This is a genomic window from Pseudomonas sp. 18058 (genome assembly GCF_902706155.1).
GTDB lineage: Bacteria > Pseudomonadota > Gammaproteobacteria > Pseudomonadales > Pseudomonadaceae > Aquipseudomonas > Aquipseudomonas rustica.
Genome location: NZ_CACSJY010000025.1, coordinates 73,823 through 87,857, shown reverse-complemented (window position 1 = coordinate 87,857; position 14,035 = coordinate 73,823). Strand labels below are relative to the sequence as shown.

The 14,035-nt window shown below is 58.0% G+C and carries 14 protein-coding genes and 1 pseudogene; 10 read left to right on the top strand and 5 right to left on the bottom strand.

Annotated features, from left to right (window positions below; all coding sequences use genetic code 11):
* The 3 genes and pseudogenes from GVL50_RS28820 to GVL50_RS15510 form a co-directional block, all read left to right on the top strand.
* Positions 1–310: pseudogene (locus GVL50_RS28820) on the top strand (hypothetical protein); the annotation flags it as partial.
* A gap of 300 nt (positions 311–610) precedes the next feature.
* Complete coding sequence (locus GVL50_RS15515; protein ID WP_159814024.1) at positions 611–973, top strand: DUF6124 family protein; 363 nt, start codon at positions 611–613, stop codon at positions 971–973.
* A gap of 299 nt (positions 974–1,272) precedes the next feature.
* Positions 1,273–1,512: a hypothetical protein gene (locus tag GVL50_RS15510; RefSeq protein WP_053123604.1), complete on the top strand. Its 240-nt coding sequence runs from the start codon at positions 1,273–1,275 to the stop codon at positions 1,510–1,512.
* A gap of 150 nt (positions 1,513–1,662) precedes the next feature.
* On the opposite strand, the gene GVL50_RS15505 is transcribed toward GVL50_RS15510, so the two are convergent.
* The 5 genes from GVL50_RS15505 to norR form a co-directional block, all read right to left on the bottom strand.
* Complete coding sequence (locus GVL50_RS15505) at positions 1,663–2,412, bottom strand: YkgJ family cysteine cluster protein (RefSeq protein WP_159814022.1); 750 nt, start codon at positions 2,410–2,412, stop codon at positions 1,663–1,665.
* Positions 2,413–2,495: 83 nt separating this feature from the next.
* Positions 2,496–2,822, bottom strand: coding sequence for a hypothetical protein (locus GVL50_RS15500; protein ID WP_053123600.1), 327 nt, complete (start codon positions 2,820–2,822; stop codon positions 2,496–2,498).
* Between the two features lie 148 nt (positions 2,823–2,970).
* Positions 2,971–3,429, bottom strand: a complete 459-nt coding sequence (locus GVL50_RS15495) for a GNAT family N-acetyltransferase (protein ID WP_159814020.1) — start codon at positions 3,427–3,429, stop codon at positions 2,971–2,973.
* A gap of 27 nt (positions 3,430–3,456) precedes the next feature.
* Positions 3,457–4,359, bottom strand: coding sequence for a chemotaxis protein CheV (locus GVL50_RS15490; RefSeq protein ID WP_053123596.1), 903 nt, complete (start codon positions 4,357–4,359; stop codon positions 3,457–3,459).
* A gap of 324 nt (positions 4,360–4,683) precedes the next feature.
* Positions 4,684–6,243 carry a nitric oxide reductase transcriptional regulator NorR gene (gene norR, locus GVL50_RS15485; protein ID WP_159814018.1) on the bottom strand — a complete coding sequence of 520 codons (1,560 nt, stop codon included), beginning with the start codon at positions 6,241–6,243 and terminating at the stop codon, positions 4,684–4,686.
* 164 nt (positions 6,244–6,407) lie between these two features.
* On the opposite strand from norR, the gene hmpA reads away from it, so the two are divergent.
* From hmpA to cyoE, 7 genes are all read left to right on the top strand, one after another.
* Positions 6,408–7,589, top strand: coding sequence for an NO-inducible flavohemoprotein (gene hmpA, locus GVL50_RS15480; RefSeq protein ID WP_159814016.1), 1,182 nt, complete (start codon positions 6,408–6,410; stop codon positions 7,587–7,589).
* Positions 7,590–7,818: 229 nt separating this feature from the next.
* A complete protein-coding gene (locus GVL50_RS15475) occupies positions 7,819–8,328 on the top strand; it encodes a disulfide bond formation protein B (protein WP_053123590.1) in 510 nt (169 codons plus the stop codon).
* A gap of 825 nt (positions 8,329–9,153) precedes the next feature.
* On the top strand, positions 9,154–10,095 hold the full coding sequence (gene cyoA / locus GVL50_RS15470; RefSeq protein WP_008084799.1) for a ubiquinol oxidase subunit II: 942 nt from the start codon (positions 9,154–9,156) through the stop codon (positions 10,093–10,095).
* A gap of 3 nt (positions 10,096–10,098) precedes the next feature.
* Positions 10,099–12,129: a cytochrome o ubiquinol oxidase subunit I gene (cyoB, locus tag GVL50_RS15465; RefSeq protein ID WP_053123588.1), complete on the top strand. Its 2,031-nt coding sequence runs from the start codon at positions 10,099–10,101 to the stop codon at positions 12,127–12,129.
* A gap of 3 nt (positions 12,130–12,132) precedes the next feature.
* The gene (cyoC, locus tag GVL50_RS15460; protein ID WP_042560958.1) at positions 12,133–12,756 is read left to right on the top strand and encodes a cytochrome o ubiquinol oxidase subunit III; all 624 of its coding nucleotides are present in this window, start codon (positions 12,133–12,135) and stop codon (positions 12,754–12,756) included.
* Positions 12,756–13,094 carry a cytochrome o ubiquinol oxidase subunit IV gene (gene cyoD, locus GVL50_RS15455; protein WP_053123586.1) on the top strand — a complete coding sequence of 113 codons (339 nt, stop codon included), beginning with the start codon at positions 12,756–12,758 and terminating at the stop codon, positions 13,092–13,094. The genes cyoC and cyoD overlap by 1 nt, the downstream gene beginning before the upstream one ends.
* A gap of 10 nt (positions 13,095–13,104) precedes the next feature.
* Positions 13,105–13,992 carry a heme o synthase gene (cyoE, locus tag GVL50_RS15450; RefSeq protein WP_053123579.1) on the top strand — a complete coding sequence of 296 codons (888 nt, stop codon included), beginning with the start codon at positions 13,105–13,107 and terminating at the stop codon, positions 13,990–13,992.
* Positions 13,993–14,035 lie beyond the last annotated feature (43 nt).

Genomic DNA, 14,035 nt, shown 5'->3' with positions numbered 1-14,035 from the left:
ACGAAGCATTCTTTATCGGCGCTTTGGTGGAAGGGGTGGGGCCGATGTCTCCCACAGTCTGTACTGGGCTAACAGTCAGAAGCTGGCTTTTGGTCCCACCCACCCCTTCGAGTCCTACCATACAAGCTGGCTTGCCAGCGATGGCGGCCCGCCAGCCGACCATTTTCTTCAGTTGGCGGCAATCTCATGTAGGAGCTGCCGCAGGCTGCGATCTTTTGATCTTGCCTCTGACGTCGAACATCAAAAGATCGCAGCCTGCGGCAGCTCCTACATCGGCAGTGGGTGTTTAAAAGCGTTTCGAAATGGGTGAACCTTCCCACAAGGTTTTCAGGTTGTCCGTCGGACGCGCGCTCTCTAGTCTTGGCTTGTCGCCGAAAACTCGGCGATCGGGTGTGAGAACCCGGGCTAAGTATTATTCCACCTGCAGTATCGTCATAATTGCCGCCAGTTCATTGCTGCCTGCATTTCTATGGCGGCTGTGTGCGGGCGAACTTCGGTTCGGCCGGAAGTGGTGGTTCTTACCCGGTTTCTCACCCTGCACATAGCTGCCACCCAATACGTCGCGTGAGAAACGGCAATTGGTTGGCTCCGATCAGTGAGAACCGATTCCATGACTAAGCCCGTACCCGATCCCCCGCTCGAAACAACAACCCCCCTCGAAGACGCCATCCGCGCCGACGACCAGATCAAAAACCGCGAAGCCATCAAACGCGCCCTCGATTTTTACCTCAGCCCCGACCCGATAAAACCGCGCCTGCCGAGCACGATGTTCCTCGTCCACCCTAACATCGACACTGAAAGCCTGCTCGCCCACGCCTGCGAATCCCTGGCATCGGCCAACGTGATGGCCGGCGATTTCGCCGATCAGCTCAGCCGTCCGCAACGCAGCACGGCGTTGGCTATCCAGCAGATCGTCATGCTTGCCGAATTGGCGGTAAACCGGGCACTGGATCGGGTTGATCCGCAAATGTAACTCGTCCTGATACCGCGTCATCGTTCTTCGCGAGCAAGCTCGCTCCCACCTTGAAAGGCGTCCGACCTGTGGGAGCGAGCCTGCTCGCGAAGACGTCGGATCGGGCAACACATCTCTACCGGTCAGCGTTGTTAAGCAGTCCCAAAAAGCGATCGATCAGTCCCAAAAAGGGACTGACTGCTCTGCAAGCCGTTCGGCGCGCACTGCAAATCTTCAGGTGCCGAGCCATGGCGCACAGGTATACTGCGCGCCTTCGCGGCTCACTGTTCGGGCCCGACTTTTTGCTTTCCGGAGCTTTCATGACTTCCCCGACCCAACCGCCGGTTGACGACGCTATCAGCGATGTCCCGGCCGATCTGACTGACGTCAGCGAAACCAAGCCTGCGATCCCGGCGTTCAAGTTCCCGTTCAAGCCCGGCGAATTGGCGGCTGGCAAGGACTCGAATCAGCCGTGGTACAAGAACGGCGCCAAGAACGGCCACACCAAAACCCCGGGCATGGCCCCGCCGGGTACGCGTCGGTCGATGGGTAAGCGCTGAGTCAGATTTGCTTGATCGGGCGGGCCTCTTCGCGAGCAAGCTCGGCTCCTACAGGTTTTGTGTCGTACACAAATTGTATGAACACCCTACAACCCCGTAGGAGCAAGGCTTGCCCGCGAAGAGGCCATTAGCCTCAGCACAACTCTCGAATCAAGCCGCCCGCAACGAAATAAACGCATACGTCTGCGCCGGCTCCGTCACCACTTGAGCCCCGGCCGCCAGCACTTGCCCGGCAATGTCCTCCCCGGACACATGAAACAGCCATTCACTCTGCGCTGTGTTCAGCGGTTGCTCGATCACTTGATCAATCACCGACGCGAACGCGCTCATGTTCGGCAGATACGCGGTAAAGCCGTCGCCCTTCAACGCCGTGGTACGAATCCCCAACGTCGCGCAAATGGCATCCTTGAGCCGAATTTCATCACGATCCGCCTGGCGTGAGCGCTGAATCAATTCGACCAGTTCCTGATCCACCAACTCACCGCCCACAATCAACGCCGGCCCTTGTTCCCAGGACTCTGGCGGGCAATCTTTGGCGGCGGGATTGAGCGGGATATGCGGGTTGATTTCCGCGGGATAAATGCGGCACACCAACGGTCGGCGTTCGTAGATGCGGCAGAGCTTGTCTTCGTCAAGATTCCGGCAAGGCCCGACGTTGTACGCGGCGAAGGTGATTGCCACGTGCGCAGCGGTCGCGCCGCTGCGTACCACCGCTGAACGACGTTCGGCGTGCTCGCGTTGCTGTGCTGGCAAGCCGAGTCCGTTGCCGAGAAAGGCCTCGACCAACACGATCACTTGACCACCGTCCTCCGCCCACATGCGGGCTTCGGCCAGGGTCAGGGGCACATGATGGTCGGTGCAGCATTTGCCGCAGCCTACGCAGGAAAACGTTGATTTCATTGAACGGCCAGTCGCGATTCAGGGCATTAAACGGTGACGGAAAACCACCGCGCTGACCTGAATCGAAGCAAGTTGTGCGCCACTCACTGGGTTTTGGCGGTCGGGCGGATCGAGTCCCACTCGGTGACGAACGCGGTTTTCGACTGTTTGTTGTAGAGGCACAGCTCGGTGCCTTGCTGGCCTTTCATGTGTTTTTGCGGGTAGGTGCCTTGCAGCAGCACGGCGGTGTAGCCGACGCGGTCATCGAATTGCGCGGGGCTGCCGACGGGTTTTGGGGTTTTGAGGCCGCTGGCTTTGGTGCAGCTGGCGAGGACGGTTTTATCGTAGGCGGCCCAGGCGTCGGGGCTTGAGGCTTGGGCCTGGGAGGCTAGGGCGGTGAGGCAGAGGAGGCTGAGGGTGAGGGCTTTCATGATTGGGCGTCCTTGGTGTGGGTGGCCAAGGTTGGAGTCTGCCCAGAGAGGGAAGTTGCCGGTGCCGGCCTCTTCGCGAGCAAGCCCGCTCCCACAATTTGAAATGCATTCCAAATGTGGGAGCGGGCTTGCTCGCGAAAGCGGTAATTCAGTCCGGCACAATCTCCCGGCGGACTACATACATCCCGGCACTTTCATACAAGCGCTGCGCCCGCAGGTTGTCTTCCAGCACCTTCAAATCAACAAACCCTTCACGCCGTTGCTGAAACACCTTGAACGCATTCAGCAGCAACGCCCGGCCCAATCCTCGACCCTGCGCCCGAGGATGCACCACCAGATTTTTGATGTAGGCACTCGTCCAGCACTGCGCCACACCGACAACCCCTTCGCCATCGCAGGCAATAAAGCACAAGGTCGGGTCGTATTCCGGATCGCGCTCAAAGCGTTGCTGCCATTCATCGAGCATCGGCACCCGGCCGCCGCCCTCGCGGTAACCGAGTTGCATCAGGTGATGCACCGCTGGCGCCAGTTCTGCGCGGTAAACGGAAATGTCGATGCCTGAGGGCCATTGCACATCCGGCACGACTTCAGCCAAGTCGCGCCGCATCAGAAAACAATACGTCTCGCTCAACACTCAATGCCCGTGCGCAGCGACGTGCTTGGCCGCTTCGATCAAACGCTGGGTCAGTTCCGGCGAGGAGAATTTGGTCAACACCGCATTCGCTCCGGCCAGCCGCGCTTTTTCGCTGTTCATCGCGCTGTCGAGCGAGGTGTGCAGCAGCACGTAGAGGTGGGCGAAGTCCGGGGTCTCGCGCAGGGTGCGGGTGAAGGCGTAGCCGTCCATTTCGGACATTTCGATGTCGGAGACGATCAGGTTGATCTGCTGCGCCGTGCCTTGCAGGTCGAGCAGGCAGTCGATGGCTTCCTTGGCGCTGCGCGCGGTGTGGCATTGCAGGCCGAGGTTACGCAGGGTGTGCACCGATTGTTGCAGCGCGACCTGGCTGTCGTCGACCACCAGAATCCGTGCGTTGCCGAGGACTTCGGCGTCTTCCATGGTCAGGTCGGTCGGCGCCATTTCGATCTGCGCCGGGGCGATGCTGTGGATGACTTTTTCGATGTCGAGCACTTGCACCAGCGTGCCGTCCACCGAGGTCACGCCGGTGATGTAAGCGCGCGGGCCGCCGGAGCCGAACGGTGGGGGTTTGATGTCGGTGGTCAGGCAGTGGACGATTTTGCTCACGGCCTGTACGTGCAGGCCCTGCTTGGAACGGCTGACGTCGGTGACAATCAGGCAGCCGCCGTCCGGGTCTTCGAGTGGTCGTTCGCCGATCGCGCGGCTGAGGTCGATCACCGACAGCGAATTACCGCGCAGGGTGGCGATGCCTTTGACGTGCGGATGTGATTCCGGGAGTTTGGTCAGCGGTGGGCAGGGAATGATTTCACTGACTTTCAGCAGGTTGATCGCCATCAGCTTGCCGCTGCGCAAGGTAAACAGCAGAAGCGAAAGTGAATCTGCGCGGGCTTTGGTGGAAGACATATAAACCTTCTGTGGAAAAAGGTGGTGGGCGAGGGTGGATCGCCAAGAACTATTGATGCCGGGTTATCGGCGTTAAGGGGTGGGGCTTTAGGTCAGTTGTCGGGTTGGGGTTGGATTCAGAGTCTGCGGTCAGATCAGAGCCCCTCACCCCAGCCCTCTCCCAGAGGGAGAGGGGGCCGATTGGGGGATATTGTAGAATTCCGCCGACCTGAACGTGCTCTGCTGAATCCATAATCGACTCAATGTTTCAGGTCGATGGATGATGCAAGACACCTCGGTCGGCTCCCTCTCCCTCCGGGAGAGGGCTGGGGTGAGGGTCTGCCTTTAGCTCTTCATACCCAACCGCTTAGCCATCCGCCCAAGATTCGCCCGATCCAGCCCCAATTCCCGCGCCGCACTCGCCCAGTTATCCTGATTCCGCTCCAGCGCCGCACTGATCAACCGCCGCTGATACTCCTCAGTCGCACTGCGCAAATCACCGTTAATCAACGGCGCCGTCGCAACAACATCGGCAGCCGCGCCGGCAGAGTTATCCACAACCTCACGCGGCAAATCCAGATCCGCTGCACTCAAACTCAAAATCTTCGGTCGCACCTTGCAGTTACCCAACGCCTTCAACGCACTGCGCCCAATCAAATGCTCCAGCTCGCGCACGTTGCCGGGCCAGGTATAAGCGAGCAGCGCTTCCTGCGCATCGCTGTTCAGACGCAGGCTATTAAGGCCCATGCGCGAACGGTTCTGCTCCAGAAAGAAACCGCTGAGCAACAACACATCACGCCCACGATCACGCAGCGCCGGCACACGCAGCGGGTACACACTCATACGGTGATAGAAGTCGGCACGATAGCGACCGCTGCGCACTTCTTCGGCCAGATCGCGGTTGGTCGCGGCGATCAAACGCACATCAACTTGATGCTCTTTATCCGAGCCCAAACGCTGCAACTGCCCGCTCTGCAACACCCGCAACAACTTGGCCTGCACCGTCAGCGACAGTTCACCCACTTCATCGAGAAACAGCGTGCCGCCATTGGCCAGTTCAAACTTGCCACGACGGTCGCTGGTGGCGCCGGTGAACGCGCCGCGCACGTGGCCGAACAGTTCGCTCTCCACCAAGGTGTCTGGCAGCGCGGCGCAGTTGAGGCTGATGATCGGTTTGTCGGCGCGCGGGGAGGCGGCGTGGATCGCTTGCGCCACCAACTCTTTGCCGACTCCGGTTTCGCCAGTGATCAATACAGTCAGATCGCTGCCGCCGACCAGGTTGATCTCTTCGACTAAGCGTTTGAGCGCTTTGCTCTGGCCGATCATTTCGCGGTTTTGCTGACCGCTGGCCTGACGGTACACCTCGGCGCGCTGATGCTCATCTTCCGCGCGAATTGCCAGGCGCTCGATGCGCTCGGCCGCGTTGACCGTGGCCGAGGCCAGACTGGCAAACGCTTGCAGAGCATCCAGTTCGATCGGCTCGAAACGTTCCGGATCGAGCGCGTCGAGGGTGATCAGTCCCCAGAGTTTTTCATCGACAAACAGCGGGCAGCCGAGGCAGTCGTGGACTTCCAGATGTTCGTCGAGCCCATCGACCAAACCGTCATAAGGATCGGGCAAGTCGCTGTCGGCGGCGAAACGCGTTGGCCCGGCACCGGCCAGTAAAATTTCGAAGCGCGGATGCTCGCTGACCTTAAAACGGCGGCCAAGGGTGTCGGTACTCAAACCATCGACTGCCAGCGGCACCAGCGATTCACCGTCGAGGCGCAACAACGCGGCGGCATCGCACGGCAGCAGGGCGCGCATGGCTTCGAGCAAGCGTCGATAACGCTCGCCCTCGGGCAGTTCGCGAGACAGGTCGGAGACTAATGGCAGTAGAGCGGTGAGCAGGGATTTGGCGGTCATGGTCGTGTAGTCAAAGAGACAAGATGTAGTCGCGATGACTATAAAACCGTTTGAGTCGTTATGACTACGTATTTATCAAGCCATTGATTTATAGGCATTAAAAAGTTGGCACGGAAACTGATATGACTCAGATAACTTTTTCAAGAAGCTCAGGAGTCACTCTTATGCTTAGCGTCCAGGATCGTGCCATCGTCAAATCCACCGTGCCTCTGCTGGAAAGCGGCGGGGAAGCGCTGATTACGCACTTCTATCGCATGATGCTCTCTGAATACCCGGAAGTACGCCCTCTGTTTAATCAGGCGCACCAGGCCAGCGGCGATCAACCGCGTGCTCTGGCCAACGGGGTCTTGATGTACGCCCGCCACATTGATCAACTCGATCAGTTGGGCGATCTGGTGGCGAAAATCATCAACAAGCACGTGGCCCTGCAGATTCTGCCGGAGCACTACCCGATTGTCGGTACCTGCCTGTTGCGGGCGATCTCTGAAGTGCTCGGTGACGAAATCGCCACCCCGGAAGTGATGAGCGCGTGGGGCGCGGCGTACGGTCAACTGGCCGACATTTTGATCGGTGCAGAAACAGCCATCTACGACGAGAAAGAACACGCGGTCGGCGGCTGGCGTGGGGCGCGCGACTTTATCGTCGCGGCCAAAGTTGAAGAGAGCGCGGAAATCATCTCGTTCTACTTCGAACCTGCCGACAAAGGCGCGATTCTGGCGGCCGAGCCGGGTCAGTACATCGGCATGAAGTTGATCCTCGATGGCGAAGAAATCCGCCGCAACTATTCGCTGTCGGCGTTGGCGAACAAAGGTCAGTACCGCATCAGCGTCAAACGCGAACCGGGTGGTCGTGCGTCGAATCACTTGCACGATCAACTGCACGTCGGCGCGAGCATTCAGCTGTTCCCGCCATCGGGCGAGTTCACCCTGACGGCCAGCGATAAACCGCTGGTGCTGATCAGTGGCGGTGTGGGTATTACGCCAACATTGGCGATGCTCGAAGCGGCGCTGGAAACCGAGCGTCCGGTGCACTTTATCCACTGCGCGCGCAATGGCGGCGTGCATGCGTTCCGCGATTGGGTCGATGGCTTGGCGGCGCGTCATCCGCAGCTCAAGCGTTTCTACTGCTACGCCGAAGACGATGGCGTGAGCCCGGCGGCGGACAAGGTCGGAATGCTGAACCAAGAATTGCTCGGCGAATGGCTACCGGAGCAGCGCGATGTCGACGCTTACTTCCTGGGGCCGAAAGGCTTCATGGGGGCGATCAAACGTCACCTGAAAGCGCTGGGTGTGCCGGAGAACCAGAGCCGTTACGAGTTCTTCGGGCCGGCTTCGGCTCTGGAATGATCTGAGACCGAGTTGCCCCCTTCGCGAGCAAGCCCGCTCCCACACTTGGAATGCATTTCAAACTGTGGGAGCGGGCTTGCTCGCGAAGGCCGTTATGCGGACTGTATTTGTGAAACATGATCCAAGGTTAATGAATCCTTAACCGCTTTATCGTTTATTCCCCCGGTGTAGACTTGCGACAACTTTCAGCCGCACGCCGGCTGAACCATGGACATACAAGGGAAACGCGATGAGCGAGGAAACAATGCGGTTGGGACGTGAGCGGCGCTTTCTGGTGCTGTTGGGCATCATCTGCCTGGCGCTGATCGGTGGGGCGTTGTACATGCAGATCGTGCTCGGTGAAGCGCCATGCCCGCTGTGCATCTTGCAGCGTTATGCGTTGCTGCTGATTGCGATCTTCGCGTTCATCGGGGCGGCCATGCGCACGCGTCGCAGCATCACCGTGTTCGAAGTGCTGGTGGTGATTTGCGCACTGGCTGGCGCGGCTGTCGCCGGGCACCACGTGTACACGCAGTTCTATCCGGCAGTGAGCTGTGGCATCGATGTGCTGCAGCCGATTGTCGATGATCTGCCGCTGGCGAAGATCTTCCCGCTGGGCTTTCAGGTCGACGGTTTCTGCTCGACGCCGTACCCGCCGATCCTCGGCCTGTCGCTGGCGCAATGGGCGCTGGTGGCGTTCGTGCTGGTGGTGATTCTGGTGCCGCTGCTGACCTCGCGTAACCGCAAGGCACTGCGCTGAGTCAACTATTCGGCAAGCAAGCCGATACAGAAAACGCCTCGATTTGCGGATCAGTAAATCGGGGCGTTTTGCATTTCAGAGACTTTGTGAAAACACCGTGACGAACGGCAACGGAGGGTGCGACAGGTGTGCGACATGTTGTCACACGCGGTGTGTCGCAGGGCTTCGCGAGGGGCCGGATTGGCCTCCTGTTACACAAAAACATTGGTCTGTTTCGGCAATTTTCTGCTTTTAAGCACAAACGCTCGAACAGGCAGTTTTAACACGCTCTGGCAAATGGCCAGAGCCCTTGTGTTATCGGGCTTTACGCTGATATCGACGTGGGAAAAAGCCATCAGAGCTGTCTGAACTGAGGCGGGTAGACCTACAATTTTTGGTGTTTTTGTTGAGAATCGATTTCGATAACATGTGGAACTTTTGCAAAAATGGCGATGGATTGTTGCTCGAACGGATAAAAATTATTTCGGGATAAGACATGGTGTATAGGGCGCTACCTATCTACAATCGCCCGCACTGAATTCCCGGCACTGTTCAGCCTTTATTAAGGAGGCGAGCAGGAAGTCGGGTGTCGAGTGAGTCGTTAGGCTTCCAAGACACCCAGGTGTCGGTGCCTTCCAACTTTCCGCACCAAATGGAATTGGTCTGTAACTAGGCCTTTGACCACGAATTCGAATAAGAACTCACCGCTGTCCCAGGATTTGTCGAGCGTCTGACGCGAGACGGGCGGCCCTTATTCAATCCAAAGAAAATGCCAACCCTTGGCAGGGTGAAGTGTTGGCGATCAAAACCCAACTGCATTGCGCAAGCTGCTTTAGAGGTCGTGAGATGAGTAAAAACAGGTACCCCAGATTACTAGGCCTAGTGCCGCTGCTCGGCACGTTGTTGCTGGGAGGCTGCAACATGACCTTGCTCAATCCAACGGGCCAGGTCGGCCTGGAACAGCGCAACCTGATCATCACCGCGACCCTGCTAATGCTGTTGGTCGTTGTGCCGGTTATCGTCATGACCTTCCTGTTCGCCTGGAAATACCGCGCGTCGAACAAGAATGCCGTCTACACCCCGAAATGGTCGCACTCGACCAAAATCGAAGTGGCGGTGTGGACCATCCCGGTTCTGATCATCATTGCCCTGGGTTACATCACTTACATCTCGACTCACGAGCTGGATCCGTATCGTCCGATCGAATCCGACGTCAAGCCTGTGACCATCGAAGTGGTCGCGCTGGACTGGAAGTGGCTGTTCATCTACCCGGAACAAGGCATCGCCACGGTCAACAAGATCGTGTTCCCGGCGCACACGCCAATCAACTTCAAGATCACCTCTGACGCTGTGATGAACTCGTTCTTCATCCCGGGTCTGGGCGGCCAGATCTACGCGATGGCGGGCATGCAGACCAAGCTGCACCTGATCGCGGACCGTAACGCTGAAATGGACGGTATCTCCGCCAACTACAGCGGCGCGGGTTTCACCGGCATGAAGTTCAAAGCTATTTCCACCACTCAGGAAGATTTCGACGCCTGGGTAAGTGAAGTCAAGAAGTCACCTAAACAGCTTGATCAAGCTGAATACGCAGCCCTTGCCAAGCCAAGCCAGAACAACCCAGTCGAGCTCTACTCCTCGGTCACGCCGAACCAGTTCCAGATCATCGTCGACAAGTACGAAGGTATGAAGCCGGGCAAGCCGCTGAAGCACGAGAAGAAAGAGAAAGAAGTGGCGGCCACGGAAATTGACTCGAGTTCGCATTCAGCTGCCGGGGCAGAGGAGTAAACGATGTTTGGTAAATTAAGTTGGGAAGCAGTCCCATTCCACGAGCCGATCGTGATGGTGACCATCGCCATGATCGCCCTCGGTGGTCTGGCGCTGTTCGCTGCAATCACCTACTTCAAGAAGTGGACGTACTTGTGGACCGAGTGGCTGACTTCGGTTGACCACAAGAAAATCGGCGTGATGTACATCATCGTCGCCATGGTCATGCTGCTGCGCGGTTTTGCCGACGCCATCATGATGCGTACCCAGTTGGCCATGGCCACCGAGGGTTCGCCTGGCTACCTGCCACCTGAACACTATGACCAGATCTTCACCGCTCACGGTGTGATCATGATCATCTTCATGGCGATGCCATTCTTCACCGGCCTGATGAACCTTGCAGTGCCGCTGCAGATCGGCGCGCGTGACGTTGCGTTCCCGTTCCTGAACTCCCTGAGCTTCTGGCTGTTGGTGTCCGGCGTTGTGCTGATCAACCTGTCGCTGGGCGTTGGCGAATTCGCCAAGACCGGTTGGGTTGCTTATCCACCGCTGTCGGGTCTGCAGTACAGCCCTGGCGTGGGCATGGACTACTACATCTGGGCGCTACAGTTATCCGGGTTAGGTACGACGTTAACCGGGGTTAACTTCCTCGCGACCGTACTGAAAATGCGTACCCCTGGCATGAAACTGATGGACATGCCGATCTTCACCTGGACCTGCACCTGGGCAAACGTTCTGATCGTGGCTTCGTTCCCGATCCTGACCGCTACCCTGGCACTGCTGACCCTTGACCGTTACATGGATTTCCACATTTTCACCAATGAACTTGGTGGCAATCCAATGATGTACGTCAACCTGTTCTGGGCGTGGGGCCACCCTGAGGTTTACATCCTGATCCTGCCGGCATTCGGCATTTTCTCGGAAGTGATCTCGGCCTTCACCGGCAAGAAACTGTTCGGCCACCACTCGATGATCTACGCCTCGGGCGCGATCTCGGTACTGGGCTTCATGGTTTGGCTGCACCACTTCTTCACCATGGGTTCGGGTGCCAGCGTCAACGCCTTCTTCGGTCTGGCGACGATGCTGATTTCCATCCCGACGGGTGTGAAGCTATTTAACTGGCTGTTCACCATCTACCAGGGCCGTCTGCGTTTCACCAGCCAGGTGCTGTGGACCCTGGGCTTCATGGTGACCTTCGCCATCGGCGGCATGACCGGCGTACTGCTGGCCATCCCGGGTGCTGACTTCGTTCTGCACAACAGCCTGTTCGTGATCGCGCACTTCCATAACGTGATCATCGGCGGTGCGGTATTCGGTTACATCGCAGGTTTCGCGTTCTACTTCCCGAAAGCGTTCGGCTTCAAGCTGCACGAAGGCTGGGGTAAAGCAGCGTTCTGGTTCTGGATCTCCGGCTTCTTCGTCGCGTTCATGCCGCTCTATGCACTGGGCTTCATGGGCATGACCCGTCGTCTGAACGCCACCACCAACCCTGAGTGGGTACCGTACCTGTACGTTGCCATGTTCGGTGCGGTGATGATCGCTGTCGGTATCGCCTGCCAACTGATTCAGCTGTACGTCAGTGTGCGTGACCGCAACAAGCCAGAGAACATTTGCGATCACGGTGACCCGTGGAATGCACACACTCTGGAATGGTCGACCTCGTCGCCTCCGCCGTTCTACAACTTCGCTGTGCTGCCAAAAGCTGACTGCATCGACCCGTTCACCGAAGCCAAGGAAGACGGTACTGCGTACCAGCGTCCGGCCAAGTACGAGCCGATTCACATGCCGAACAACACCGCCACTGGCGTGGTGATGGGCGCACTGTTGACCGTCTTCGGTTTTGCCATGATCTGGCACATCTGGTGGCTGGCCATCGCGAGCCTGGTAGGCACTGTTGTCTACTTCGTGATCCACGCTGCACGTGACGACCAGGGCTATATGGTTCCGGTTGAAACGATCGAACGTATCGAAGCCGAGCAGCACAAGCGTCTGGTCGCGGCAGGGAAAATCCCGGCCAATGCCACCCGTGTTGAAACCTCGTTGGAACAGGCTTAAACCATGTCGAATTTAGTGACCAATGCTGGACACGCCCATGGTGAACATGGGCACGATGACCATCACCACGATTCGGGCGAGATGACCGTATACGGTTTCTGGCTCTACCTGATGACCGACTGCATTTTGTTTGCGTCGATCTTCGCGGTATACGCGGTACTGGTAAACAACGTCGCCGGTGGCCCGTCGGGCCACGACATCTTTGAACTGCCATACGTGCTGGGCGAAACCGCTCTGCTGTTGTTCAGTTCGATCACCTACGGCTTCGCCATGCTGGCGTTGTACAAAGGTAAGAAGCAGCAGGTTCTGGGTTGGTTGTTCATGACCTTCCTGCTGGGCGCAGGCTTCATCGCCATGGAGATCAACGAGTTCCACCTGCTGATCTCCGAGGGCTTCGGCCCTAGCCGTTCGGGCTTCCTGTCCGCGTTCTTCACCCTGGTCGGTACCCACGGTCTGCACGTATCCGCGGGTCTGATCTGGATGGGCATCATGATGTACCAGGTCAACAAGCACGGCCTGACGGCGACCAACAAGACCCGTCTGAGCTGCCTGAGCCTGTTCTGGCACTTCCTGGACGTGGTGTGGATCTGCGTATTCACCGTTGTTTACCTGATGGGGACCCTGTAATGGCTAACGCACACTCCCATGACAGCCACGACGACGCCGGCCACGGCAGCGTCAAGTCCTACGCGATCGGCTTCATCCTGTCGGTGATCCTGACTGCGATCCCGTTTGCTCTGGTGATGTACCCGTCGTTGCCGAAGTCGATCACGCTGATGATCGTTCTGGCCTTCGCCGTGATCCAGGTGGTTGTCCACCTGGTGTACTTCCTGCACCTGGATCGCTCGGCTGCGCAACGCAACAATGTGATCGCCTTCGTGTTCGCCGCGATTGTGATCGTGCTGCTGGTTGGTCTGTCGTTGTGGATCATGTTCAGCATCCACACGTACATGATGGCGAAGTGAGGTAAACCCGATGTCGCTTAAGCACTTTATCCAAATCACCAAACCGGGGATCATTTTCGGTAACGTGCTTTCTGTGGCAGGCGGGTTCTTCCTGGCCTCGAAAGGGCATGTCGATCTGGCGGTGTTTCTGGCAGCCATGATCGGCACGTCCCTGGTCGTCGCCTCCGGTTGCGTGTTCAACAATTGCATCGACCGCGACATCGACCTGAAGATGGAACGCACCAAAAACCGCGTGCTGGTGCAGGGCTTGATCTCCCTGAAACTGGCACTGGTTTACGCGACCATCCTTGGTGTTCTCGGCGTTGCCTTGTTGTACAAGGTGGCCAACCCGTTGGCTGCCCTGTTCGCCGTAATCGGCTTTGTTATCTACGTCGGCTTCTACAGCCTGTACCTCAAGCGCAAGTCGGTTCACGGCACGCTGGTGGGCAGTCTGTCGGGCGCCATGCCGCCAGTGATCGGTTACGTTGCCGTAACCAACAGCTTCGACATGGCCGCGCTGACGCTGCTGGTGATGTTCAGCCTGTGGCAGATGCCGCATTCCTACGCCATCGCGATCTTCCGCTTCAACGATTACCTGGCCGCATCGATTCCGGTGCTGCCAGTGAAGCGCGGCATTCAAGTGGCCAAGAAGCACATCCTGCTCTACATCCTGGCGTTCCTCGTAGCGACCTTGATGCTGACCTTCAGCGGCTACGCCGGCATGAGCTACCTCGCTGTCGCCGCAGCCATGGGCATGTACTGGTTGTACATGGCCTGGACTGGCTACAAAGCGGTGGATGACACGGTCTGGGCACGCAAGCTGTTCGTGTTCTCGATCTTCACCATCACCGCGTTGAGCGTCATGATGTCCCTGGACTTCAAGGTGCCTGCAGAGCTGCTGCTGACGTATGCGCCGTAAGGTTTAAAGGCTGTATGAAAAACCCCGCACGTTGAGAGATGTG

What these genes read in the sequence shown, in the direction of transcription:
- GVL50_RS15490 (WP_053123596.1), bottom strand. Translation starts at nt 4,359, where the DNA reads ATGTCTTCCACCAAAGCCCGCGCAGATTCACTTTCGCTTCTGCTGTTT.
- norR (WP_159814018.1), bottom strand. Translation starts at nt 6,243, where the DNA reads ATGACCGCCAAATCCCTGCTCACCGCTCTACTGCCATTAGTCTCCGAC.
- cyoD (WP_053123586.1), top strand. Translation starts at nt 12,756, where the DNA reads ATGGCTAACGCACACTCCCATGACAGCCACGACGACGCCGGCCACGGC.
- cyoA (WP_008084799.1), top strand. Translation starts at nt 9,154, where the DNA reads ATGAGTAAAAACAGGTACCCCAGATTACTAGGCCTAGTGCCGCTGCTC.
- cyoE (WP_053123579.1), top strand. Translation starts at nt 13,105, where the DNA reads ATGTCGCTTAAGCACTTTATCCAAATCACCAAACCGGGGATCATTTTC.
- cyoB (WP_053123588.1), top strand. Translation starts at nt 10,099, where the DNA reads ATGTTTGGTAAATTAAGTTGGGAAGCAGTCCCATTCCACGAGCCGATC.
- hmpA (WP_159814016.1), top strand. Translation starts at nt 6,408, where the DNA reads ATGCTTAGCGTCCAGGATCGTGCCATCGTCAAATCCACCGTGCCTCTG.
- GVL50_RS15495 (WP_159814020.1), bottom strand. Translation starts at nt 3,429, where the DNA reads ATGCGGCGCGACTTGGCTGAAGTCGTGCCGGATGTGCAATGGCCCTCA.
- GVL50_RS15505 (WP_159814022.1), bottom strand. Translation starts at nt 2,412, where the DNA reads ATGAAATCAACGTTTTCCTGCGTAGGCTGCGGCAAATGCTGCACCGAC.
- GVL50_RS15510 (WP_053123604.1), top strand. Translation starts at nt 1,273, where the DNA reads ATGACTTCCCCGACCCAACCGCCGGTTGACGACGCTATCAGCGATGTC.
- GVL50_RS15515 (WP_159814024.1), top strand. Translation starts at nt 611, where the DNA reads ATGACTAAGCCCGTACCCGATCCCCCGCTCGAAACAACAACCCCCCTC.
- GVL50_RS15475 (WP_053123590.1), top strand. Translation starts at nt 7,819, where the DNA reads ATGAGCGAGGAAACAATGCGGTTGGGACGTGAGCGGCGCTTTCTGGTG.
- GVL50_RS15500 (WP_053123600.1), bottom strand. Translation starts at nt 2,822, where the DNA reads ATGAAAGCCCTCACCCTCAGCCTCCTCTGCCTCACCGCCCTAGCCTCC.
- cyoC (WP_042560958.1), top strand. Translation starts at nt 12,133, where the DNA reads ATGTCGAATTTAGTGACCAATGCTGGACACGCCCATGGTGAACATGGG.